We start from the raw sequence: 23831 nt of genomic DNA on the forward strand, positions 1-23831 counted from the left end.
CCAAGACACGCGACCCCTCAGACGGGATCGGCGGTAACGACGACGTTGGACTCCCAGTCCGACCCGTTCCAGTCCTCACAGGTGACGAGGACCAGCCGGTCGGGGTCACGGTCCTGACCGAAGATCTCCAGAGCCCGCTCTGCGAGCTCCGCCTTGCTCCAGACCTCGACGTCCGCGACGCGGTAGCGCGCGAGCGCACCCTCGCTGAAGACCCGTACCCGGTCACCGGTCTCGAGCTGCTCGAGGTCGTCCATGACGCCGCCACCGTCGTGCACCGAGTGGCCCGTGAGCACGGTCTGTCCGGACTCCACCCCCAGCGGGGCCGAGCGCTGCCACCAGCCGACCAGCGAGACGTCGGAGGGCGGGTCGAGTACCCCGTCGGGTGAGACCTCCACGGGGACCACGCGGGCCTTCATGCCGAGCGCGGGCACCGTGATGCCCGTGGGTGGCGCGGCCTCGCCCACCGGCGTACGTCGTCCGATGCGGCTCGCGTCGCCCTGAGCCGGGGACGGCGATGCCGCCGCGACGGCATCGGAGGACGACGTCGGTGACGCCGGTGTCGCCGGTGTCGCCAACCCGGGCGGAGCGCTGTCGCGGGTCCCGTCGGACCACACGTCGTGCGCGGCCGCGGTCGTGCCGTACACCGTCATCGCCAGCCCGGCGGGCAGCAGCACCAGGCCGACCGTCCGGGCGAGGCGACGTGACGGCGGACGGGCCGGGCTCATCGGCCGGCGGCGAGCTGGTCCCGGCGGCGGAGTCGCGCCAGCAGGCCCGCGGCCCCCGCGGCCAGCGCGAGGAGGACGGCAGCGGCTCCGGTCACCGGGCCCGAGGTCGGCACGGTGCCGACGCCCGCGTCGACGGCGGTCGGCACGTCACCGGGTCCGCCCTGCGGCGCACCCGGGTCGGTGGGGTCGGTGGGGTCGCTCGGGGTCCCCGGCGTCTGCGGGTCCGTCGGGCCCTCGGGCTCCTCGGGCTCCTCGACCACGGGCGCGCCCGCACGCTCGTTCGGCCCGCACGCGACGGTGCCGATGGTGACCGCGGCCAGGTTGCTCGGACCACCGAGGGCAGCCGCCGCCGGCAGCACCTCCGCCGACAGGGCGGTCACCTCGAGCGCGCCCGACTCGGGCGTGGTCTGACGGTTGAGGGTCAGCCGCAGCACGTTCTCGCTCAGCGGCGCCAGCTGCGGGGCGACCTGGGCGAGCACGGTGTCGACGATCTGCGCCTGCAGGGCATCGGTGAGGAGGGTCAGGTCGGCGGCGACGCCGCCGAGGGAGTTCTCGAGGTCGGTCCGCAGTCCGTCCAGCAGGTCGGTGACGACCTCGTCGAGGTCGACGACGACATCGGTGTTCGGAGCGGGCAGCACCGGCAGGTCGACCAGCGTCAGCTCCCCGGCGGGGCCCCCTGCCAGCACGACGCCCGCATCGGTCAGCGTGCTCGCGCCGTCCGCGCGGGTGCCGTCGGCGGTGCAGCTCGCCTCGACCGCCCGGAGCCTGAGGCCGAGGCCCAGCTCCGGCAGCGAGGCCTCCAGCTGGTCGACCACGGCCTGCACGGGCGTGGTGACCTGGTCGAGCACCGCCTGGAGCGGATCGGTGACCGGGTCGAGGACCCCGTCGACCACGGAATCGACGACGCCGTCGACCACGTCGTCCACGACACCGCCGAGCCCGCCGCCGAGGTCACCGACCGCACCGCCCGTCACGTCGTCGAGGGTTCCGCCGCCGGGCGTCGGGGTGTTGCCCAGGTTGCCGAGCAGGTCGCCGAGCACGTCGGTCAGCAGGGAGTCGACGGTGTCGCTCACGTCGCTGATCTGCAGGGCGGTGAGGTCGAGGCTGGTCAGCAGGCCGAGCACGTCGGCTCCGGGCTCGATGCAGCCCGCGTCGCCGATCCCGATGACCGAGGCGCCTTCCCCGGCCACCCCGGCGCACGCGGCGGAGAGGGCCCTGTTGCTGTCCACCTCGGCCAGCGCGTCCTGCACCAGCAGCGAGACCGGCAGGATCCCCTGCGCGCCCAGCACGTCGAGCGGAGGGAGCACCTGGCCCGTCACCTCCTCGCCGGAGCCGGAGTCGCGCGCCGAGGTCGTCCCCGTGCTGACCAGCGGGGTGCCCGCCAGCGTGATCCCGAGGGCCGAGGCGTCGGCCTGGGCGAGACCCCGGCTCCGGTCCGAACCCCCCGACCCGTCCGTGGTGGCCGCCTGCACCGGCAGGGCCATCGCCAGCAGCGTGGCCGTGCTCATGGCGGCGATCCCAGCCTTCACCGCACGGACACGTCGGTCCTTCGGTGCGCGGTCGATCTCGTCCTCGCGGCGGCGCAGGCTCATCGCACGGTCCCTTCCTCGGATCCCGACGCGCGGACCGCGCCGTGCGTACGAGTCTGGAGGTATCCGACTCGACCGCGAGGCGTCTCGCCGGATCCTTAACCCCGGGGCGACCTGCTCGTACGCTGACCTCGTGACCCACCCCCCGGCTCCCTGGCACCTGCGCGGAGACCTGTGGTGCTCGACCTTCTGGCTCAGCCGCTCGCACGAGACCCGGGGACCGGGCGGTGAGCGCCCGCGTGGCCTGTACGGGTGCGCGCTCGTCGACTACCGCTCGGGCGGCGTGCTGACCTACCGCGAGCTGCTGGTGGCCCGACTGCGACGTCCCTTGCCGACGCGGGTGACCATCACCGACATCTGGGTGGACTCGGAGGTCTCGCTCGCGGGCGGCCGGAGGCTGTGGGCCATCCCGAAGGGCATGGCCGACCTGCAGTTCGAGGGCGCCGGCGACGGCGGCTCCGGTATGCGCCTGGACGCCGAGGTGACGCTGCCGTCCAGCGAGCCCGTGCCGGGGTCGGTCGTCTCGGTCACCGCTCGCACCGTCGGGCCCCTCGCCGTCCCGGCCCCGTTCTCCTTCGGCACCCGGCAGCAGCGCGAGCACGTGCCGGACGCGACACCGCAGGACCGCGGCGAGGTGGTCACGACCGTGGCGGGGCGCGCCCGGGTCGCCCCGGCACGCTCGACCTGGGAGTTCGCGCCCGACGGAGCCCTGGCCTGGCTCCGGGACGCCCGACAGGTCGCCTCGTTCGTCGCCGCCGACTTCTCGATGTCTTTCGGCTGACCCGAGAGGTCACAACTCGCGAGGGGTCATTTCTCGCGAGGGGTCACTTCCCGCGGGGGTCCTCGCCGCAGTCGTCCTTGGCGCGCCGTGAGGCGTCCCGGATCTCGAACAGGTCGGTCGCGAGACCGCCCACGGACCTGGCCACGTCGCCGACCGCCTTCACGACGATGCCCATGACGTCGCCGACGGCGCCGGTGGTCGCGGTGACCGCGTCCTGCACGGCGTCCTTGTTGATCTCGGCACGGCTGAGGCGATCACCGCGGCGCCCACCGGGTCGCTCGGGGCTTCCGGTCACGTCGTCTGCCATGGCGGCATTGTGCGCGTACGCCGGGGCGGGGCACAACGTGGGTGCCCCGCCCCGGGTGCGCTCGGGCGGGCGTCCTCAGGCCGCCGAGGCGCGTACGCGCGTCTCACCGTCGACGTCCTCGGGGACGAGCGGCTGACCCGTGCCGGGCGCGGTCGGGCCTGCCACGGTCTCCTTCTTGGCGCTGCCCGGCAGTGCGAGCCGCGCGATCTTCTTGAAGACCGAGCCGAGCTGGCTGAAGATGCCGCCGGTGTTGTACTGCAGGCCGTACTTCTCGCACAGCTCCTGGATCTCCGGGGCGATCTCGGCGTAGCGCCGTGCCGGCATGTCCGGGAACAGGTGGTGCTCGATCTGGAACGACAGGTTGCCGCTCATCATGTGCAGCAGCGGGCCGCCCTCGAAGTTCGCGGAGCCGAGGATCTGGCGGAAGTACCAGTGGCCGCGGGTCTCGTCCTCGGTCTCGGCCTCGGTGAAGGTCTCGACACCGGCCGGGAAGTGGCCGCAGAAGATGATGTTGTACGCCCACACGTTGCGCACCAGGTTGGCGGTCGCGTTGCCGACGAACGTCAGCGGTGCGAACGGCCCGGTGAGCAGCGGGAAGAGCACGTAGTCCTTCAGTGCCTGCTTCTTGACCTTGCGCATGATGCCCGCGTGGAGCGGCTTGTTCTGCTCGATCGAGCGCGTGCCGTTCACGATGTTCTCGACCTCGAGGTCGTGCAGGGCGACGCCCCACTCGAAGAAGACCATGAGCAGGAACGCGTACACCGGGTTGCCCAGATAGTACGGGTGCCACGGCTGCTCCTCGTCCATCCGGAGGATGCCGTAGCCGATGTCGCGGTCCTTGCCGAGGATGTTGGTGAAGGTGTGGTGGATGTAGTTGTGGCTGTACTTCCACTGCTCACCGGGGCAGACGTTGTCCCAGTCGAACATCTTCGAGTTCAGGGCCGGGTCGCCCATCCAGTCGTACTGGCCGTGCATGACGTTGTGGCCGATCTCCATGTTGTCGAGGATCTTGGAGACCGACAGCGACGCGACGGCCAGCGGCCAGAACGGCGGCAGGTAGAACAGGGCGCGCCCGGCGACCTCGAAGCCGCGCTGGTACTTCACGACCTTGCGGATGTACGCCGCGTCGGTCTCGCCGAGGTCGTCCATGACGCGCTTGCGGATGGCCTCGACCTCGGCGCCGAACTCCTCGACCTGGCGCGGCGTGAGGCCGTAGCGGCCCGCGACCGTCGTGGGGTCGACGGTGTCCATGTCGATGACACGGCCGGCGGCGACCTGCTCGGTCTCGGTCGCGTCGGGGGCCGAGGGGGTGCCCGAGGTCGAGCCCTCGGGGAGCTCGGTGGTGGCGAGCGGACCCTTGAGGTCGCCCTTGCCGGTGGGGGCCTTGCTGCGGACCGGCTTGCTGAGGGGGTTGGTGATGCTCATGCGTGCCTCCTGATGGTGGCTGATGGCTGAGGTGGTGGGGTCGGCCCGGTCAGAGCTGGACCTGGCAGGAGCCGACGGGCTGGGAGATGCAGATGCGGATGTCCTCGTCCGGCGCGGCCGAGGTCTCACCGGAGACGACGTCGCGGACGGTGCCGCTGGACTTCGTGGCGACGCAGCTGAAGCAGATGCCCATGCGGCACCCGTACTGCGGGGAGAGGCCGAGGGCCTCGGCCTGCTCGAGCAGGGTCGCGCCGGTGTTCTCGCCCTCCGCGCCCGGGGCGCCGGAGGACTGGGAGAAGGAGACCGTGCCCTCGGCGTCGGCGGTGTCGAGGACGGGGGTCTTGAAGTACTCGACGGCGAGCAGCGGCTCGCCACCCCGGTCCGCAGGCGTGCCGTCGACCGTGAGGTCGTCGTACGCCTCCTGCACGAGCTCGATCATGGCCGCCGGTCCGCACGCCCAGGCGCGGACGCTGCGGTGGTCGGGCACGAGGGCCTCGAGCCGCTCGGCGGTGAACAGCTCGCCGTGCACCAGGTGCACGTCGACGCCGTTGTCGGCGGCGCTGATCGCGGCGAGCTCGTCGGCCGCGATCTGGTGGTCCGGGCTCTGTGCGAAGTGCACGAAGCTGACGCGACCGGGGTAGCGCTGGCGCAGCAGCGTACGAACCATCGACAGGGCCGGCGTGATGCCGGAGCCGCCGGTGACCATCACCAGGCGCATCGGCACCGGGTCGCCCCGGTCCGGGGTGACGGTGAAGTCGCCCTGCGCCTGCGACAGGTGCACGATCTCGCCCGGCATGGCGTCATGCACCAGGTGCTTGGACACCGTGCCCTCGGGGTTGGCGCGCACCGTGATGGTGAAGCGCTCCCCGGGGCCGGACTCGGCGCTGGAGACGGAGAACGCGCGGGTCGTACGACGGGCGCCGCCGACCCCTCTGCCGATCTCGACGCCGAGCTGCACGTGCTGGCCGGCGCGGTGACCGCGCCAGGTGGAGGTGGGCTGGAGCGTGATGGTCGCGACGGGGGCCGGGTCGTCGAGAGCGTGCGTCTCACGCTCGATCGAGACGATCCGGGCGCGCACCTCGTGCGCGGCCCACATCGGGTTGATCTGCTCCAGGTAGCGGTCGACGCCATGGGGCGCGGTGAGCGCCGCGGCGGCCCTGGACCGCAGCAGGGTCTGAGCGATGCTCATGGTGGCCTGCCTTTCGTGGAGGGGGGCCAGACATCTTATTGAGTGAACGCCTGTACACCTTCAACGATAGCGTGGCCGCCCGGTCACGCGTCAAACCCTTGTCGGACTTTCTCCGCGACGCACCTCACAAGCGCTACAGGTGTTCTGTGAATGACGCTGGTCTGGTGGTCTTACGATGTGTAGGTGTCCGACCCGTCCGCGCCTGCCGAGGGCATCACCCGCGCTGAGCGCAAGCAGCGCACGCGGGACGCCTTGATGGCAGCGGCCCTGGACCTGCTCGAGCACGAGAGCTTCAGCTCCCTGTCGCTGCGACGCCTGGCCAAGGAGGTCGGCATCGTGCCGACCGCCTTCTACCGGCACTTCGCCAGCGTCGACGAGCTCGGCCTCGCGCTGGTCGACGAGTCGTTCGCCGCCGTCCGCGAGATGGTGCGGGCCGTGCGCCGCGAGGATCCACCGGTCGAGGAGATCCTCGACCGCTCCGTCGCGGTCGTCGCGGAGTTCTCGCGGACGCAGCGTCCCCACTTCCGTTTCATCGGCCGCGAGATGTACGGCGGGATCGCGGAGATCCGCGAGGCCATCAGCCGCGGCCTCGACCAGTTCGAGCGGGAGCTCTCCACCGACCTCGCCCGCATGGAGCCGTTGCGCCGGTGGTCCGGGGCCGACCTGGCGCTGCTGTCGAACCTGATGGTGCAGCTGATGGTCCACACCGCCGGCGAGCTGATCAACTCACCCGCGGAGCGCGAGGCCGAGATCATGCGACGTGCCCGCAAGCAGATGGGCATGATCGTCGTCGGGGTCGTCGGCTGGAAGCCGCAGGTCTGACGGTCTTCCGACGGGCCCGCGTCAGGCGTCGAGCTCGATGCGTCGCGGGAGGCCGACCCAGGCCAGCACCCCACCGCCGGCGAGCACCGCGGCCCCGATCAGCTGAGCGGCGCGGTAGCCCTCGGTCAGGGCGTCGGGGTCTGCGTAGTCGCCACCGCGCAGGCCCACCAGCGAGGGCAGGGCGGCGACCGCGAGCAGGCTGCCCGTACGCGCCAGGGCGTTGTTGACCCCGCTCGCCGATCCCGCGTGCTCGTCGGGCGCGGCGGCCAGGACGCTCGAGGTCAGGGGTGGGACGAGCGCGACGAGACCGGCACCGAAGACCAGCACGCCGGGGAGCACGCCGGTGAGGTAGGCCGTGTCCGCATCGACCCCGGCGAGCAACCAGGTGCCCGCGGCGGCGAGCAGCGGGCCGAGCGTCAGCTGCAGACGGGGCCCGTGGGCCGCGGCGTACGCACCGGACCGGCCGGCCCCCAGCAGCATCATCGCGGTGATGGGCACCGTCGCCAGCCCGGCCTCGACCGCCGACCAGCCCGTCGTGGTCTGCAGCTGCAGCACGAGGAAGAACGTCAGCGAGCCGAGTGCGCCGTACACCAGGAGGGTCAGGCCGTTCGCCACCGCGAACGTGCGGTCGGCGAAGAGCTCGACCGGGATCAGCGGGGTGCGTACGCGACGCTCGACGAGAACGAGCGCGCCCAGTCCCAGCGCGGCGAGCACGGCGGCGGGGAGCGTCAGCGGGGTGCCGGTCTCGATGAGCGCGTACGTCGCCGCACCCAGCGCCACCACGCTGGCCGCCGCACCGCCCCCGTCGAGTCCACGCAGGCCGGGGTGCACGTCGGGATCCCGCGACTCCGGCACGTGCCTCGCGCTGACCCAGACCACCAGTGCCGCCAGCGGGAGGTTGACGGCGAAGATCCAGCGCCAGGAGACGAGCTCGACGAGCGCACCCCCGGCCAGGGGCCCGATGACCATGGCGATGCCCCCCAGCCCCGTCCACCAGCCGATGGCCGCGGAACGGTCGGCCGGACGGAACGACGCCTGGATCAGGCTGAGGCTGCCCGGCACCAGGAGCGCCGCGCCGATGCCCTGGAGAGCCCGAGCCGCGATGAGCACCACCGGACTCGGGGCGAGCGCGCACGCCAACGAGGCCACGGCGAACCACACGGTGCCGATCGTGAAGACACGGCGACGGCCGAACCTGTCACCCAGTGACCCGCCCGCCAGCACCAGGGAGGCGAGGGTGAGCAGGTAGGCGTTGACCACCCACTGCAGCTGACTGGTCGAGGCTCCGAGGTCCTCACCCAGGGTGGGCAGCGCGACGTTGACCACGGTCTGGTCGAGGAACGCCAACCCCGTGCCGAGCGAGGCGGCAGCCAGCACCCACCGGCCGGCCCCGGAGGTGAGTGCCAGGCCGGGCTGCTGCTGCGTCACGCAGCAAGCGTGGCAGGCGACCTGCAGGTTGTGACACCCAGGCAGGGCGTGCTCATGTCACGACGGCGCATGGTGAGCGGTTGTGACACCCAGGCAGGGCGTGCTCACGTCACGGCGGCGCACCATGAACGGTTGTGACCCCGCCGGGTCATCGGACGAAGTGCGGCCGCCAATCGGCGAGGGCGCGCGACGGCACGCCCGGCTCTCCGCGCTGACGCAGTGCGTCCATCACCAGGGCGACCGTCGCTGCCGGGTCACGGTAGATCCCGTGCGCCGTGACGACGATGAGCCGCCATCCGTCGTTCTCGATCGCATGACGCCGGTCGATGTCCCGCTGCCACTGTGGCTCCCGTCGATGTGATGACGGCCGTCGTACTCCACGATCAGGCGTGCGGTGTTCCAGCTCAGGTCGTAGCGGCGGAGGACCTCTCCGTCGCCCCCTCTCAGCGTCGCGTTGACCTGTGGCTCGGGGCATCCCGCGAGAACCAGGAGCAACCGCAGCCGGGTCTCCATCGGGGAGTCCACGCCCTCTCGGATCAGGGCCGCCGCCGAACAGGCGAGACGTCCCACGACTCCGCGGGCGGATCTCGCCGCCTCCGAGAGCGACTCACGCGAAGCACGACCCGTCCGCACGAGATTGTCTCCGACCACCACCAGGTCGACCAGCTCGAGCAGCTCCGCGAGCTCGACGAACATGACCTCCGGCGTCGACACGCGGACGCCTCGGGTGAGGCGTGAGTCGCCGGGCGAGACATGGCAGACGATGCCTTCTCGGTGACGGCGCTCCTCGGCGCGTCCCACAGAGACGTGCTCCTGCGCGATCGTCGGCACGGGGACCTCGTAGATGCGGGCAGCGCTCGTGTGCGATGCCCGCGCCGAATCGGGGAAGATCAGCAGCGCTGCCTCGGTGCGCTCGCGAGTGGATGCCATGACCGCCGCGTCGACGTACACGCCTCGGAAGATCTTGCGGAACCGCGAGCCGCGCAACAGGGAGGCGGGAACGCCGGCCGCGAGCGCGTCCGAGCGGGTGAAAGGGCGGCGAGTGTCGAGCATGACGCCATCGTGCGCGGTATCGGCACGTGTCGCTCGCGTCATCCACAGGCCTGCCCGCGCCCGAGAAAGGGCCGCCGTCACAACCGTTCACGGTGAGCCATTGCGACCGTTTTCACTCGCTGAGGACGTCGCAACCGTTCATCGTGAACGGCCCCGTCGAAGGCCCGGAGAACAGCGGACGCCTCAGACCAGGCGTCGCGCGATCGCGCGCGGCGCGTGCTCGAGCACCCGACCGAGCACCGACCACGGCAGTGCGGGCACGACGGCGTGGTCGGTGCCCTTCTCCATCGCGGCGACCATGGCGCGGACGCCCTTCTCGGTCGAGACCATCAGCGGGCTGGTGTTGCCGTGGTTCATCTCGGAGTCGATGTAGCCGGGGTAGAGCACCGTCACCGAGATGTCCGTGCCGTGCAGCTCCATCTGCAGTCCCTCGCCGAGGTGGGCGAGCGCGGCCTTGGAGGCGGCGTACGCGGTCTGGGCCCGTGGCAGGCCTCGCAGCGCGGCGACCGAGGAGACGAGCACGAGGTGACCGCGCTCCTGGGCGCGGAAGACCTCCAGCGCCGCCTCGATCTGGGCCAGTGCACCGACGACGTTGGTCAGCAGCGTGTCGCGGTTGGCGTCGAAGCGTCCCGTGCCGAGCTTCGCGCCCTTGCCGATGCCGGCGTTGACCACGACACGGTCCAGGCCGCCGAAGTCGGCGGCGAAGGCCTGCACGACCTCGCGTACGGCGTCGTGGTCGTCGACGTCGAGCGCGCGGTGCTCCACGCGGACGTCGTGGGCGGCGGTGATCTCCGCCGTCAGCTCCTCGAGCCGGTCGGTACGCCGCGCGCACAGCGCGAGGTCGTGTCCCTTCGCGGCGAGCTGACGCGCCGTCTCGGCGCCGAGCCCGGAGGACGCGCCGGTGATCAGGGTGACGGTCATGGCAGCTCCTGCGTCGATCTGTGGGGACTCAGCGGTAGGTGACCTGCTCGGTCGGCAGGTGCGGGTGCTCGTTGAAGGTGATCAGCGACAGGCCCGAGGCGCCGGAGACGACGGTGGTCACCGACGAGTTCACGGTGACGCGGTTCAGCGGCTGCCACGAGCCCGACCCGGCGCCGATCAGGTGCGCCACGGCCCAGGCGATCGGGCCGCCGGAGGTGGAGACGATCGCGGTGCCCTTGGGGTCGAGCTGGGCTAGACGTTCGGCCGTACGCCGCAGCGCCACCTCCACGCGGGCGGTGAAGTCGGCGTAGGACTCCGCGTCCACGCTGCCGTCCCCGTCCATCCACTTCGTGAGGGCCTCGGTGAACCAGGACCCGAACGCCTCCTTCGACGGCGGACGGTCCTCCCCCCAGGGCGCCCGGTGGGCGGCGAGCACCGCGACGTGGTCGAACTCCGCCCAGCCGTCGTCGTGCTCCACCTCGGCGTTCCAGGGCGCGCACTCGAGCATGCCGTCGAGGGTCTGACGGTGCCGCTTCATGCCGCCGTGCACCAGCAGCGAGGGCTTCACGCCGTGGCGGGTGAGCCAGCCGCCCACCTGGCGCGCCTGCTTCTCGCCGGTGCCGGAGAGCTGGTCGTAGTCCGCCGCTCCCCACGAGGCCTGGCCGTGCCGGACCAGGAGCAGTCGCCCCATCAGTGGCCCGTGCCCGCGGTCGAGGAGCCGTCGATGATCTTCTCGCACCGCTGCTCGAGGTAGCGGGCGACGGGACCGAAGTGCGCGTACGCCTCGTTGTGGGTCTGCCCGTGGAAGTAGCGGTAGTAGATCTGCTGCGCGATCACCCCGAGGCGGAACAGGCCGAAGACCTCGTACCAGCGCCACCGCTCCTCGGTCATGTCGTAGCCGGCCCGGTCGCAGTAGTAGGCGACGACCTCGGAGCGCGTCATCATGCCCCGCAGGTGCGTGGGCTGGCGACGGAACTGCTGGAAGACCTCGTCGTCGTCGTCCTGGATCCAGTACGCGACCAGACCGCCGAGGTCCATCAGCGGGTCGCCGACGGTCGCCATCTCCCAGTCGAGCAGCGCGCGGATGCGAGGCTCGCGGTCCTCACCGTCGACCCCCGAGGTGTCGAGCACCAGGTTGTCGAAGCGGTAGTCGTTGTGGATCATCGTCTGCGCCACGTCATCGGGCTGGTGCTCGGCGAGCCAGCCCATCACGCGTTCGTAGTCGCCGGCGTCGTCGGTGATGGCGTTGCGGTAGCGCTTGGACCAGCCGGAGACCTGTCGCTCGACGTACCCCCAGCCCTTGGCGAGGTCGTCGAGGCCGGCGGCCTCGTGGTCGACGCCGTGCAGCTCCACGAGGGTGTCGAGCATGCGCTCGCACAGGGCGCGGGCCTGCTGCTCGTCCAGCGTCATGCCCTCGGGCAGGTCGCGGCGCAGGATGACGCCGTCGACGCGCTCCATGACGTAGAAGTCCGAGCCGATGACGTCGTGGTCCTGGCAGAGGCCGATCATGGGCGCGACCTTGCTGAAGTGGTCGCGCAGCCGGTGCTGCACCGTGAACTCGCGCACCATGTCGTGCGCTCCCGACGCCTTCGCCCCGACCGGTGGGCGGCGCAGGATCAGGGACCGTACCTGGCTGGGCTCGCCACCCTCGGGGCCGAAGTCGAGCTGGTAGGTGAGGTTGGAGGCGCCGCCGCCGAACTGGCGTACGCGCGGCTCGTCCTCGAGCCACGCCTGGGCGCCGACGACACCGCGGAGCCACTCGACGACCGCGGCGACGTCGAAGGCGTCCTCCTCGCGGAGCTCGCCGGCCGGGTTGTTGTCCACCTGCGCAGCCACGCCGTCAGGCCTTCTCGCCGGCCCGCTCGCGCAGGCTGGCGGCCTGCTTGGCCATCTGCTTCTCGTACGCCTCGGGGTCGTCGTGCTTCATCGCGACGGCCCGCTTGGCGTCCTCGTCGGGCAGCAGCAGCGTCTCGCCGGCGTCGAGGGCGCGCACCACCTCGGCGGCGATCTCGTCGGCCTTCTCCTCCGACTTCGTCATCAGGTCGGCGGCGATGCCGGCCACGACGTCGTCGGCGTCGCTCAAGGTGCTCGACAGCGCGGTCTTGAAGTAGCTGGGGCACACCGCCATCGCGTGCACGCCGGCGTGGCCGAACTCGTGCCGGATGGTCTCGGTCAGCGCCAGCACCGCGGCCTTCGAGGCGGAGTAGCAGGCCATGCCCGCGGGGTGCACGATGCCGGCGAGCGAGGCGATGTTGATGATCGCCGTGTCGCCGTCGGAGTCCTTGAGCATGCCGCCGAAGGCCTTGATGCCGCGGACGGCGCCCAGCAGGTTGATGTCGAGCACCCGGTACCACTCGTCCTCGCCGACCACGTCGAGGCGTCCACCGCCGGCGACCCCGGCGTTGTTGACGAGCACGTCGAGGCCGCCCCAGGTCTCCTCGACGTGCGTCCTCGCGTAGTCCCAGGCGTCCTGGTCGGAGACGTCGAGCAGCAGGTAGGAGGTGTCGCCCTCGGGGGTGTCGGCCGCAGCGGTCATGTCGGTGAGCAGCACCCGGTCGCCGTTCGCGGCGAAGGCGCGCGCGAGGGCGGCGCCGAGGCCGGAGGCGGCGCCGGTGATGAGGACCCGACGGCCCTGGGGGTTGGTCGTGGCTGGCTCGGTCACGCGGTGTCCTTCTGCCTCGGGGATGTCTCGGGGATGTCTCGGGGGATGTCTGGTTGTCCGTACGTCAGGCGCCGGCGTACTTGCCGAGCTCGATCTTCGCGACGACGCCCTGGTGGACCTCGTCGGGACCGTCGGCCAGCCGCAGGCTACGGGCACCGGCCCACGCCTCGGCGAGCGGGAAGTCGGTGGAGACACCGCCGCCGCCGTGCAGCTGCATCGCCATGTCGATGACCTGCTGCGCCATGCGGGGCACGACGACCTTGATCGCGGAGACCTCGGCGACCGATCCACGGGACCCGGCGGTGTCGAGCTTCCAGGCCGCGTGCAGCACCAGCAGGCGGGCCTGGTCGATGGCCATGCGGGCGTCGGCGATGCGCTCGCGGTTGCCGCCGAGGCGCACGATCGGGCGTCCGAACGCCTCGCGGGAGGTCGACCGGGTGATCGCCAGCTCGAGCGCACGCTCGGCGGTCGGCGAGCCCCATGAAGACGAGGATCTCGTTCTGCGGGTGCCCGATGCCGGTGGTCCACCACTTGCGGCCGCTGACGACCAGCTCGTCCCCGTCGGGCACCACGGTGGCCGCCATGTTGGTGGCGTCGGAGGAGGCCACGGCCGGCTCGGTCATCGCGAAGCCCGACCGGATCTCACCGCGCAGCAGCGGCTCGAGCCACTGCTCGCGCTGGGCGTCGGTGCCGTACTTGAGCAGCACCTCCATGTTGCCCGTGTCGGGAGCGTTGCAGTTGAAGACGAGCGGGGCCAGCGAGCTGCGGCCCATCTGCTCGGCGACCGGTGCGTAGTCGGCGTTGGAGAGGCCGGTGCCGCCGTCGGTGCCGAACCGTTCGGCGTAGTCGCGCTCGTGACCGGCGGGAAGGAAGAGGTTCCACAGGCCCTGGTCGCGGGCCTCGGTCTTCAGCTCCTCGACGAGCGGGTGGACGTACCAGGTGTCCTTGCCCGCCGCCCTGGCCTCGCGCAGGTCGGCGGTGATGGTCTCCTCGGCCGGCTCGACCTTCTCGACGACGAACCGGCGTACGCGATCGGCGAGGTCCTGGGCACGGTCGGAGTGGGCGAAGTCCATGGACCGACCCTAGTAGCAGGGGTGGCTGCGGTCACACGACGTCGCAGGCGGTCAGCCCGCGACGACGGCGACGATCTCCGTACGCCGGTCGGCGTCGGCCCACACGGCCCGCGCGGCCTCCCAACGACGCAGCGCCAGCAGCACGAAGGGAACCCCGAACACCACCGGGTAGGACCACGAGCCGAGCATCGCGACGCTCGCGAGCAGCACGCCGGTGAGGGTGGTGATGAGGGCGAGGCGGGCGGAGTACCCCACCATCAGCGCCGGCGGCGCCGGCGTCGCCCGCGCCGAGCGCATGTCGACCGCGAACGGGCGGCGTCCCGACCACTGCATCGAGGTCGCCACCACCTGCAGCGGCAGCACGACCAGGGTCACCGCCGTCGCGACCAGGATCGGTGCGGTGACGGGACCGGCGCGCCAGACCGCCAGCGCCATGGTCGTGAGCTCGGCGACCAGGAGCACCTCGAGCAGCACCCAGGAGCGCACCGCGTACGCCAGCCCCGGCGAGACCGGCAGACTCTCGCGCCAGATCGCCCCGCGACCGTCCAGGCACCACGTGTTGACGCCGAAGAGCAGGGCGCCGCCGGCGCAGACGAGGCCGGGGAGGATCGGCAGCACGTCCCAGCCGACGCCGCCCGCCAGGGCGACGAGCCCCGGGGTCACGGCCAGCACGGCGAGCCCGCGTCGCAGCGGCACCGACCGCCACACGGTTGCCCGGTCGGTGCGCAGCATGGCCACGACGTCGGAGGTGGGCGTACGCCGCGGCGCGAAGCGCCGGGACTCCAGCCCGGCCTCGTCACGCGGCGCACGCCGCAGCGCCAACCGGGCCACGAAGGCCCCGAAGGCGACGGCGGCGACCGTCAGCGCCAGCAGGCGGGTCAGGGTGACCAGCCAGCCGAGCCACGCGGTGTCCGCGCCCTGCACCACACCGATGGCGACCTGCACCGTCGGGGAACGGTCCAGCGTGCTGGTCACCTGTCCGGTGAGCACGAGCCAGGCACCCGCCGCGCCGACGACGAGCAGCAGCCCGCGCAGGAGCCACGGCCCGTGACGACCGCGCCGCAGCCACTCCAACGCCCAGGCGAGCACTTGCGCGATCGCGGTCGCCGCCAGCACCCACACCAGCACGAGCACCTGGGCGGCGACGAGACCGAGGTTGCCGAGGAGGCCGTCGCCGGGGCCGAGCGCGTACGCGGTCAACCCCAGCACCGTCCAGGTCTGCAGCAGCCACGCGATGTTGAGCGGGGCCATGAGCAGGGCACCGAGGTGGTCGGCGGTCGGGCTGACCGGGAACGCGACCGCGAGGTCGCGCGCGACCAGCTCGCGGCCGCCGCCGGAGGCCGCCGCGGTGACGAGAGCAACCAGGAGCACGGCGAGGTACGCGGTCGGCAGCAGCAGGAGCACGTCGGAGGCCGAGTCGCTGGTGGCGGCGTCGGCGCCGGATACCTGGGCCGGCACGAACGCGACCAGCAGGGTCAGCAGACCCACACCCAGGGCGGCGAGCCGCAGCCGGCGGCGCCCGGCGGGCGGGATGACCCCGACCCGGAACCTGACCAGGGTGCGCACGTCACCGACGGCGCGCACGACCTGGCCGAGGTCGAAGGCGTACGCCCGCGGCGGCCTGTCGGTCCCGGGATCAGGTGAGGAGGCTGCGGTAGACACCCGCACCCTCCTCGCCGCGCAGCTCCTGGGCCGTCAGCGAGGCGACCACCTCACCGCCACGGAGCACCAGCGCCTCGCCGCACCCCTCGAGCGCGAGGTCGCGCAGGTGGGTCGAGACCAGCACGGCGGCGCCGCGGGCGCGGGCGTCGGCGATGACCTCGAGCGTCGCCTCGACGCCGGTGGGGTCCACGCCGTCGAAGGGCTCGTCGAGCAGGAGCACCTCGGGCTCGTGCAGGGCGGCGAGCGCGACCGAGAGGCGGCGTCCCATGCCGTGGGAGAAGCCGGCGGTCACCCGGTGCGCGGCGTCGCCGAGGTCGAACCGGTCGAGCAGGGCGCGGCCGCGCTCCTCCCAGTCGCTCAGGCGGCGCAGCCGGGCGGAGAGCTGCAGGTGCTCCCACGGTGTCGCTCGCGGCACCAGGCCGCCGACGTCGGGGCAGTAGCCGATCGCCCGCTTGACCACCATCGGCTGCAGCCGCGGGTCGGCCCCGGCGACGCGTACGTGCCCGCCTGTCGCGGGCACCACCCCGGCCAGCACCCGCATGGTCGTGGACTTGCCGGCACCGTTGCGCCCGAGCAGGGCGAGCCCCTGGCCCGCGTACGCCGTGAGGTCGACGCTGCTGACGGCCACGACGCCGTCGAAGCGCACGCCCAGGCCGCGTACGTCGATCAACGGGTTGCTCACCCGACCAGTCTCCCCTGCGGGGCGGCCCGCCGCCGGGGTTCGCGCACGGTGACGGCAAAGCCCCGCCGCCCAACCCCCCTGCCGGCCCCTGGGCCGCCCCCCTGAACGCCCGCGTACGCGGGCCTCCCCGTGCTTGTGCGGGCGTACAGACCCGCAGAAGCACCTGGACGCCCGCATGTGCGGGCGTCCAGGTGTCGGGACAGGTGCGGGGACCGGCGTCGGGGACCGGTGGGCGGGTCAGTCGCGGTAGGTGCGACCCGCCTCGGCGCGCTCGACGAGGTCCGACGGCGGACGGAACCGCTCGCCGTACTGATCGGCGAGCTCGTTCGCCCGGGCGACGAATCCCTGCAGACCGCCCTCGTGGCCCTCCATGTACTGCACGCAGCCACCGGTCAGGGCCGGGTAGCCGATGCCGAAGATCGAGCCGATGTTGGCCGCGGCGGCCGACTGGATGACGCCCTCGGCGAAGCAGCGGGCGGTCTCGACGGCCTCGATGACGAGCAGGCGCTCCTTGAGGTCCGCGAACGGGACTTGCCGCTCGGCCGTCGGGAACTCCTCCGTCACGCCCGACCACAGGCCGGCACGCCTGCCGTCCTCGTCGTAGTCGTAGAAGCCCGCGCCCTTGAGCCGGCTCGACCGCTCGAGCTCGATCATCTTCGAGATGACCGACTCGGCGGCGTGGGGCGTGTACTCCCCGCCCTCGCGCTCGACCGCGTCGCGGTTGGCCTTGCCGATCTTGGCCATGAGCTCCATGTTGAGCTCGTCGGAGAGCTGCAGCGGGCCGACCGGGTAGCCGGCCTGTGTCGCCGCCCGCTCGATCGACATCGGCGCGACGCCCTCGGCGAGCATCGCGAGGCCCTCGTTGACCATCGTGCCGATGACGCGGCTGGTGTAGAAGCCGCGACTGTCGTTGACCACGATCGGGGTCTTCTTCAGCAGCATCACCAGGTCCAGCGCCTTCGCGGTGGTGGCGTCGGAGGTCTTCTCGCCGCGGATGATCTCCACCAGCGGCATCTTGTCGACGGGACTGAAGAAGTGCAGACCCACGAAGTCCTCGGGACGGTCCACCCCGGTCGCCAGCTCGGTGATCGGCAGCGTCGAGGTGTTGGAGCAGATCAGGGCGTCGGAGCCGACGACCTCGAGCACCTCGGCGAAGACCTTGTGCTTCAGCGACGGGTCCTCGAAGACGGCCTCGACGATCGTGTCGCAGCCCGCGAGGTCAGCGACAGAGTCGGTGGCGGTGATGCGAGCGAGCACCTCGCCCTTGGCCTCCTCGGTCATCTTGCCGCGGGAGACGGCCTTGTCGAGGATCTTCGTCGAGTACGCCTTGCCGCGCTCGGCCGACTCGATCGAGACGTCGCGCAGCACGACCTCGATGCCGGACCGTGCGAAGGAGTACGCGATGCCCGCGCCCATCATGCCCGCGCCGAGCACCCCGACCTTGGCCGGCTTGTAGACGTCGTAGCCCTCGGGCCGCAGCGCGCCGGAGTTGATGGCCTGCAGGTCGAAGAAGAACGCCTGGATCATGTTCTTCGCGTTCGGGCCGGTGATCAGGCCCGCGAGGTAGCGCGACTCGATGCGGCTCGCGGTGTCGAAGTCGACCTGCGCGCCCTCGATGGCCGCGGACATGATGGCCCGCGGGGCGGGGTAGTTCGCGCCCTTGAGCTGCTTGCGCAGGTTGGCCGGGAAGGCCGGCAGGAACTGCGCGAGCTTCGGGTTGCTCGGGGTGCCGCCAGGCATCTTGTAGCCCGGCTTGTCCCAGGGCTGCATGGCCGCGTCCTCGTTGCCGGCGTTGGCGATTACCCAGGCGCGGGCGGCCGGGACGAGCTCGTCGAGGCTGCCGACCAGCTCGTCGACGAGGCCCTTCTCCAGCGCCTGCGCCGGCTTCATGCGCGGGCCCTGCAGCAGCACGCCCATGAGGGCGTCGGAGAGACCGAACATGCGGACCGTACGCGTCACGCCGCCGCCGCCGGGCAGCAGGCCGAGGGTGACCTCGGGGAGACCGATCTGCACCGACGAGGAGTCGAGGCAGAAGCGGCGGTTGCAGGCGAGAGCGATCTCGAGGCCGCCGCCCAGCGCGGCGCCGTTGATGGCCGCGGCGACAGGGACCGGCATCTTCTCGAGGCGGCGCAGGTCCGCCTTCATGCCCTCGACCTGCTCGAAGACGGCCTCGGCGTCCGCGGGCGTGGTCCTCATCATGCCCTTGAGGTCGCCGCCGGCGAAGAAGGTCTTCTTCGCGCTGGTGATGACGATGCCCTTGACGGCGTCGCCGGCAGCCTCGAGCTCGTCCACCGCGGCCCTCATCGACTCGCGGTAGAGGTCGTTCATCGTGTTCGCCGACGCGTTCGGGTCGTCCAGCGTGAGGACGGCGACGCCGTCCTCACCGATCTCGACGCGTACGGAGCTCTGCTTCTCAGTCGTGGTGCTCATGTCGGGGAGGTTCCTCAGATCCGCTCGATGATGGTCGCGATGCCCATGCCGCCGCCCACGCACAGGGTGGCGAGGCCGCGCTGCTTGTCCTGGCGCTCGAGCTCGTCGAGCAGGGTGCCGAGGATCATCGCGCCGGTGGCGCCGAGCGGGTGGCCCATGGCGATCGCGCCGCCGTTGACGTTGGTGATGTCGTGGCTGATGCCCATGTCCTTCATGAAGCGCATGGCCACGGCCGCGAAGGCCTCGTTGATCTCGAAGAGGTCGATGTCGCCCACCTCGAGGCCGGCCTTCTCCAGCGCCTTGCGCGAGGCGGGAGCGGGGCCGGTCAGCATGATCGTCGGGTCGGCGCCGGACACCGCGACGCTGAGCACCTTCGCGCGGGGGGTCATGCCCAGCCGCTCGCCGGCCTCGCGGCTGCCCATGACCACCAGGGCGGCGCCGTCGACGATGCCGGAGGAGTTGCCGGCGTGGTGGACGTGGTCGATCTTCTCGACCCAGTGGTACTTCTCGAGGGCGACCGAGTCGAAGCCTCCCTGGTCGCCGATCTGGGCGAAGCTCGGCTTGAGCTTGGCCAGACCGTCCGCGGTGGTGCCCTCGCGGATGAACTCGTCGTGGTCGAGGATCGTCACGCCGTTGGCGTCGACGACCGGGATCACGGACTTGTCGAAGAAGCCGTTCGCGCGCGCCTTGGCGGCGCGGGCCTGGCTCTCGGCGGCGAACTCGTCGACGTCGCGGCGGCTGAAGCCCTCGACGGTGGCGATCAGGTCGGCGCCGATGCCCTGGGGCACGAAGTCGGTCGCCAGCGCGGTGGCGGGGTCCATCGCCCAGGCGCCGCCGTCGGAGGCCATCGGCACGCGGCTCATCGACTCCACGCCGCCGGCGAGGATCAGGTCCTCGAAGCCGGACGCGACGCGGGAGGCGGCCTGGTTCACGGCCTCGAGGCCGGAGGCGCAGAAGCGGTTGAGCTGGACGCCCGACACGGTCTCGGGCAGGCCCGCGGCGAGTGCGGCGGTCTTGGCGATGTCGGCGCCCTGGTCACCGACCGGGCTGACGCAGCCGAGCACCACGTCGTCGATCTGGTCGACGTCGAGCTCGGGGTTGCGCTTGCGCACCTCGTCGATCAGGCCGACGACCAGGTCGACCGGCTTGACCTCGTGCAGGGAGCCGTCCTTCTTGCCCTTGCCGCGGGGCGTACGGACGGCGTCGTAGATGAGGGCCTCGGGCTGTGGCGTCATGGACTGCCACCCTTCTCGTGTCGGCTGCGTGGGTTCTGCTGCGCAGCCATCATGACACCAGCACTGTCACGGTTGGAAGGTGCGACCCGGTCCCGTACGCCCCTCAGCGCGTGACGTCGCTCTCCTCGTGCTGCCGCGACGTGCCGAGGAACCGGTCGGCGGCACCGCGTACGCGCCGGCGCCCCACGGTGGCCGCGAGCAGCACGAGCAGCACGAGCAGCGCGGCGTCCGCCCCCAGCACCCAGGTCGGGGCGTCGGGGTCGCTGGTGCGGCCCACGGCGTACGCGACCTCCGGCTCGCCCTCGGGGTAGCGCACCTCGACGGTGCGCTCGTTCTCCGCGACCCGGTAGGTCTCCTCGTCCACCTCCGAGCGTCGCTCGCCGCCGGCCTCGCCCAGCTGCCAGACGACCGCGTACGTCTCCTCGCCCGCCTCACCCTGCACCTCGGTCGTCAGGACGGAGGCGCTGCTGACCACGCCGGTCTGCTCGAGCACCCGCTGGTCACGCACGTGGTCGTAGAGCGGGTAGTTCAGCGCCGCCAGCCCGACGACGAGCAGCAGCAACGCGAGGAGGGGAGCCACGGCGCCGGCGCCGGTCTCGGGACGTCGGGTCATGGCCGCAGCCTGCCCCCCGAGGCCGACCTGCGCACGGACCCGCTCAGATGACCGTGTCGGTCGCCAGCACGACGGCGACCACCACGGCGGACGCCAGGGCCATCATCCAGACGGCGTGCACCAGGCCGGCGAAGAAACGCACCGGGTCCTCCACCGAGATGCCCAGCGACGCGAGGTCCTCGTGGTCGCCGCCGCGTTGCGGAGGGACGACCGCACGGGGCCCGGTCGGCGCGAACGGCACCACCATCGCACCCTCGGCACGGACGCCGTCGTCGTGCGTCATGTCCCCTCCTCGGTCAGGCCCCCCGGCCCAGGTCTCACAACCTAGGTCTTCGGTCCCGAACAGGACAACGGGTCTATACGGATCCTCACCCCCCGGGGTGGGACGCGGATCCGAGCTCGTCAGGCCTGGTGGGCAGCCCCCTCGGCGACGAGCTGCTCGGGGGACTCCACGCCCCACGCGCGCAGCGCCGCCAGCGTGTCGGCGCCGACGGCGCCGGGGTTGCGGGTCAGGGAGGCCTGCGTACGCGAGAAGCGTGGCGCCGGCGCGGGCTGGCGCAGGCCCTCGTGCGGTGCGTACACGCCCCGGGCGGTCAGGTGCGGGTGGTCGACCGCCTCACCGAAGCGCAGGACCGGCGCGACGCACGCGTCCGTGCCGTCGAACACCCCGGCCCACTCGGCCTGCGTACGCTCCGCGAACCGCCGCGTGAGCGTCTCGCGCAGCTCCCCCCAGCGCTCCAGCTCGAACTGTCCCGGCGCGTCGTCCGGCAGCTCGAGCAGGCGCGCGAACTCGGCGAAGAACTGCGGTTCCAACGGGCCGACGCTCATGTGGCGGCCGTCGGAGGTCGCGTACACGTCGTAGAAGGGCGCGCCACCGTCGAGCAGACCGCGTCCGCGCTTCTCCGTCAGGGCACCCTCGACGAGCTGTGCGACGGTCATCGCGGCGAGGTGCGCGGTGCCGTCGACGATGGCGGCGTCGACGACCTGCCCCTCACCGGAGCGCTGCGCCTCCAGCAGGGCGGCGAGCACCCCGACGACCAGGTAGAGCGACCCGCCGCCGAAGTCGCCGAGCAGGTTGGCGGGGAAGTGCGGGCGCCCACGGTCCTGACCGAGGCCGTCGAGGATGCCGGTGAGGCCGATGTAGTTCATGTCGTGGCCCGCCATCTGAGCCCACGGGCCGTCCTGGCCCCAGCCGGTCATGCGGCCGTACACCAGTCGCGGGTTGCGACCCAGGCAGGCGTCGGGTCCGATGCCCATGCGCTCGGCGGCACCGGGACGCATGCCCTCGATCAGCACGTCGGCGTCGTCGACGAGCTCGAGCACGGTCTCCAGCGCCCTGGGGTGCTTCAGGTCGAGCGCGACGCTGGGCCGACCGCGCAGCAGCAGGTCGCCCTCTCGGCTGGTCACGCTCATCGCCCCACCGGGACGCTCCACGCGGATGACGTCGGCGCCGAGGTCGGCGAGCAGCATGCACGCGTGCGGCCCGGGTCCGATGCCCGCGATCTCGACGACCTTGATGCCTGCGAGGGGGCCGGTGCCCCGACCGAGTTCGATGCTCATCCGCGCAGCATGGCAGATCGTGACAGCAGTGCTGTCACGGTGCCGGCGTCCGCGTGGCGGGCCGCAGTCCTCTCAGAGGACCCGGGCGAGGAAGCGCTGCGTACGCGCCTCGCGGGGGTTGCCCAGCACGTCGGCCGGCGTCCCACGCTCGACGATGCGCCCGGCGTCGAGGAAGCAGACGGTGCTGGCGACCTCGCGGGCGAAGGACATCTCGTGGGTGGCGAGCACCATCGTCATGCCCTCGGCGGCGAGCTCGCGGAGCACGTCGAGCGTCTCGCCGACCAGCTCGGGGTCCAGCGCGGAGGTCACCTCGTCGAGCAGCAGCAGCGACGGGGCGGGCACCAGGGCCCGGACGAGCGCGACCCGTTGCTGCTGCCCGCCGGAGAGGCGGTCGGGGTGGGCGTCCATCACCTCGCCCAGGCCGAACCGCGTGAGGAGCTCCTGCGCGCGCCGCTCGGCCTCGTCACGGGAGGTGCCGTGCACCTTGACCGGCGCGAGCACGAGGTTCTCCCGCACGGTCATGTGAGGGAAGAGGTTGTAGGCCTGGAACACCATGCCCATGCGCCGGCGCACGGCACGCAGGTCCCCGCGCGGGTCGAGCAGGTCCTGCCCGTCCAGGTGCACCTCGCCGTCGTCCACGTCCTCGAGCAGGTTCAGGCAGCGCAGCAGCGTCGACTTGCCGGACCCCGAGGCGCCGATGAGGCAGACGACCTCGTGCGCGGAGACGTCGAGGTCGATCCCGTCGAGCACGACGCGGTCGCCGTAGGTCTTGCGCAGGCCGCGCACCTGCAGCAGCGGCGTCACCACGACCCCGCCACCTCACGCCGTCGGGCGCGTGCGCTCAGCCAGTCGGTGAACCGAGCCAGCGGCACCGTCAGCGCGATGAACAGCAGCGCGGCCACGACGTACGGCGTGTAGTTGAAGTTGTAAGCGCCGTAGTCGCGGGCGGTGTAGACGGCGTCGAAGATCGCCACCACGGAGACCAGTGCCGTGTCCTTCTGCAGTGAGACGAAGTCGTTGAGGAGCGGCGGGATCACCCGGCGTACGCCCTGCGGCACGATGACGTGCCGCAGGGTCTGGGTCCGCGAGAGGCCCAACGTGCGCGCACTCGCGATCTGCGAGGGGTGGATCGACTCGATGCCCGCGCGGAGCACCTCCGCGACGTACGCCGAGTAGGAGAGCACCAGCGCCGTCAGCGCCCAGAAGTAGAGGGAGGTCGGCACGCCCTGCAGTCCCAGCGCCGGCATCCCGAAGCCGAGCAGCAGCACCAGCAGGATGGTCGGGATGCCACGCAGCATGTCGGTGAACAGCACCGCCAGGAGACGCACCGGGAACAGCACCGGCGCCCGGGTGCCCCGCACGACGGCGATCAGCAGGGCCAGGACCAGGATGATCGGTTCGGCGATGAGGAACATCGAGACGTTGACCCAGAACGCGCTCAGGACGTCTCGCCACGACGCCGCGAAGTGGAAGCCGCTGAAGAACGTGCTCTGCACGCGCGGCCACCCCGGCGAGGAGACGACCACGAGTGCGAGGCCGCCGAGCAGCACGACGGTCGCCAGGGTCGCGACGCTCGCGTCGCGCCGGGAGCGGCGGCGACGGTACGCGTCACGGTCACGCTGCGCGGGGCTCGGGACCCACGCCGCCTCGGGGGGCTGGCTCACAGGTGCCGTC

General features: G+C 71.9%; 22 protein-coding genes and 1 pseudogene. 2 read left to right on the forward strand and 21 right to left on the reverse strand.

Annotation, left to right across the window (positions count from 1 at the left end):
- Positions 1-17: 17 nt before the first annotated feature.
- Positions 18-650 carry a class F sortase gene (locus KLP28_06110; GenBank protein ID QWC86842.1) on the reverse strand — a complete coding sequence of 211 codons (633 nt, stop codon included), beginning with the start codon at positions 648-650 and terminating at the stop codon, positions 18-20.
- A 71-nt stretch (positions 651-721) separates the two neighbouring features.
- The gene (locus KLP28_06115; GenBank protein QWC86268.1) at positions 722-2317 is read right to left on the reverse strand and encodes a hypothetical protein; all 1596 of its coding nucleotides are present in this window, start codon (positions 2315-2317) and stop codon (positions 722-724) included.
- A gap of 130 nt (positions 2318-2447) precedes the next feature.
- Between KLP28_06115 and KLP28_06120 the strand changes: the two genes are divergently transcribed.
- The gene (locus tag KLP28_06120; GenBank protein QWC86269.1) at positions 2448-3095 is read left to right on the forward strand and encodes an acetoacetate decarboxylase family protein; all 648 of its coding nucleotides are present in this window, start codon (positions 2448-2450) and stop codon (positions 3093-3095) included.
- A 43-nt stretch (positions 3096-3138) separates the two neighbouring features.
- Here the strand turns inward: KLP28_06120 and KLP28_06125 are convergent, their stop codons facing one another.
- The 3 genes from KLP28_06125 to KLP28_06135 form a co-directional block, all read right to left on the reverse strand.
- Complete coding sequence (locus tag KLP28_06125; GenBank protein QWC86270.1) at positions 3139-3402, reverse strand: hypothetical protein; 264 nt, start codon at positions 3400-3402, stop codon at positions 3139-3141.
- 75 nt (positions 3403-3477) lie between these two features.
- Positions 3478-4653, reverse strand: coding sequence for an acyl-CoA desaturase (locus KLP28_06130; GenBank protein ID QWC86843.1), 1176 nt, complete (start codon positions 4651-4653; stop codon positions 3478-3480).
- A 223-nt stretch (positions 4654-4876) separates the two neighbouring features.
- Complete coding sequence (locus KLP28_06135) at positions 4877-6016, reverse strand: iron-sulfur cluster-binding domain-containing protein (GenBank protein ID QWC86271.1); 1140 nt, start codon at positions 6014-6016, stop codon at positions 4877-4879.
- A gap of 183 nt (positions 6017-6199) precedes the next feature.
- On the opposite strand from KLP28_06135, the gene KLP28_06140 reads away from it, so the two are divergent.
- Positions 6200-6838, forward strand: a complete 639-nt coding sequence (locus KLP28_06140; GenBank protein QWC86272.1) for a TetR family transcriptional regulator — start codon at positions 6200-6202, stop codon at positions 6836-6838.
- Positions 6839-6859: 21 nt separating this feature from the next.
- Here the strand turns inward: KLP28_06140 and KLP28_06145 are convergent, their stop codons facing one another.
- The 16 genes and pseudogenes from KLP28_06145 to KLP28_06220 form a co-directional block, all read right to left on the reverse strand.
- Entirely contained in the window at positions 6860-8266 is a 1407-nt protein-coding gene (locus KLP28_06145; protein ID QWC86273.1) for an MFS transporter, read from the reverse strand.
- 228 nt (positions 8267-8494) lie between these two features.
- Positions 8495-9319, reverse strand: coding sequence for a hypothetical protein (locus tag KLP28_06150; protein ID QWC86274.1), 825 nt, complete (start codon positions 9317-9319; stop codon positions 8495-8497).
- 183 nt (positions 9320-9502) lie between these two features.
- Positions 9503-10240, reverse strand: a complete 738-nt coding sequence (locus tag KLP28_06155) for an SDR family oxidoreductase (GenBank protein QWC86275.1) — start codon at positions 10238-10240, stop codon at positions 9503-9505.
- Positions 10241-10268: 28 nt separating this feature from the next.
- The gene (locus KLP28_06160; protein ID QWC86276.1) at positions 10269-10931 is read right to left on the reverse strand and encodes a histidine phosphatase family protein; all 663 of its coding nucleotides are present in this window, start codon (positions 10929-10931) and stop codon (positions 10269-10271) included.
- A complete protein-coding gene (locus KLP28_06165) occupies positions 10931-12076 on the reverse strand; it encodes a phosphotransferase family protein (GenBank protein ID QWC86277.1) in 1146 nt (381 codons plus the stop codon). Before KLP28_06165 ends, KLP28_06160 begins: the two co-directional genes overlap by 1 nt.
- A 4-nt stretch (positions 12077-12080) precedes the next feature.
- Positions 12081-12902: an SDR family NAD(P)-dependent oxidoreductase gene (locus tag KLP28_06170; protein ID QWC86278.1), complete on the reverse strand. Its 822-nt coding sequence runs from the start codon at positions 12900-12902 to the stop codon at positions 12081-12083.
- 64 nt (positions 12903-12966) lie between these two features.
- A pseudogene (locus KLP28_06175) lies at positions 12967-13975 on the reverse strand (acyl-CoA dehydrogenase family protein).
- A gap of 51 nt (positions 13976-14026) precedes the next feature.
- Entirely contained in the window at positions 14027-15637 is a 1611-nt protein-coding gene (locus KLP28_06180; GenBank protein QWC86279.1) for a hypothetical protein, read from the reverse strand.
- Positions 15612-16496 carry an ABC transporter ATP-binding protein gene (locus tag KLP28_06185; GenBank protein QWC86280.1) on the reverse strand — a complete coding sequence of 295 codons (885 nt, stop codon included), beginning with the start codon at positions 16494-16496 and terminating at the stop codon, positions 15612-15614. Before KLP28_06185 ends, KLP28_06180 begins: the two co-directional genes overlap by 26 nt.
- A gap of 60 nt (positions 16497-16556) precedes the next feature.
- Positions 16557-18749: an enoyl-CoA hydratase/isomerase family protein gene (locus KLP28_06190; GenBank protein QWC86281.1), complete on the reverse strand. Its 2193-nt coding sequence runs from the start codon at positions 18747-18749 to the stop codon at positions 16557-16559.
- A gap of 14 nt (positions 18750-18763) precedes the next feature.
- On the reverse strand, positions 18764-19984 hold the full coding sequence (locus tag KLP28_06195; GenBank protein QWC86282.1) for an acetyl-CoA C-acetyltransferase: 1221 nt from the start codon (positions 19982-19984) through the stop codon (positions 18764-18766).
- Positions 19985-20087: 103 nt separating this feature from the next.
- The gene (locus tag KLP28_06200; GenBank protein ID QWC86283.1) at positions 20088-20597 is read right to left on the reverse strand and encodes a hypothetical protein; all 510 of its coding nucleotides are present in this window, start codon (positions 20595-20597) and stop codon (positions 20088-20090) included.
- A 43-nt stretch (positions 20598-20640) separates the two neighbouring features.
- Positions 20641-20880 carry a hypothetical protein gene (locus KLP28_06205; GenBank protein ID QWC86284.1) on the reverse strand — a complete coding sequence of 80 codons (240 nt, stop codon included), beginning with the start codon at positions 20878-20880 and terminating at the stop codon, positions 20641-20643.
- A gap of 119 nt (positions 20881-20999) precedes the next feature.
- Positions 21000-22157 (reverse strand): CoA transferase, encoded by a 1158-nt coding sequence (locus tag KLP28_06210; protein ID QWC86285.1) that lies wholly within the window; start codon positions 22155-22157, stop codon positions 21000-21002.
- Between the two features lie 72 nt (positions 22158-22229).
- On the reverse strand, positions 22230-22952 hold the full coding sequence (locus KLP28_06215) for an amino acid ABC transporter ATP-binding protein (GenBank protein ID QWC86844.1): 723 nt from the start codon (positions 22950-22952) through the stop codon (positions 22230-22232).
- A 5-nt stretch (positions 22953-22957) separates the two neighbouring features.
- Positions 22958-23821, reverse strand: coding sequence for an amino acid ABC transporter permease (locus tag KLP28_06220; GenBank protein QWC86286.1), 864 nt, complete (start codon positions 23819-23821; stop codon positions 22958-22960).
- Positions 23822-23831 lie beyond the last annotated feature (10 nt).

It is taken from the genome of Nocardioidaceae bacterium, from assembly GCA_018672315.1.
In the GTDB taxonomy this organism is placed as follows: domain Bacteria; phylum Actinomycetota; class Actinomycetes; order Propionibacteriales; family Nocardioidaceae; genus TYQ2.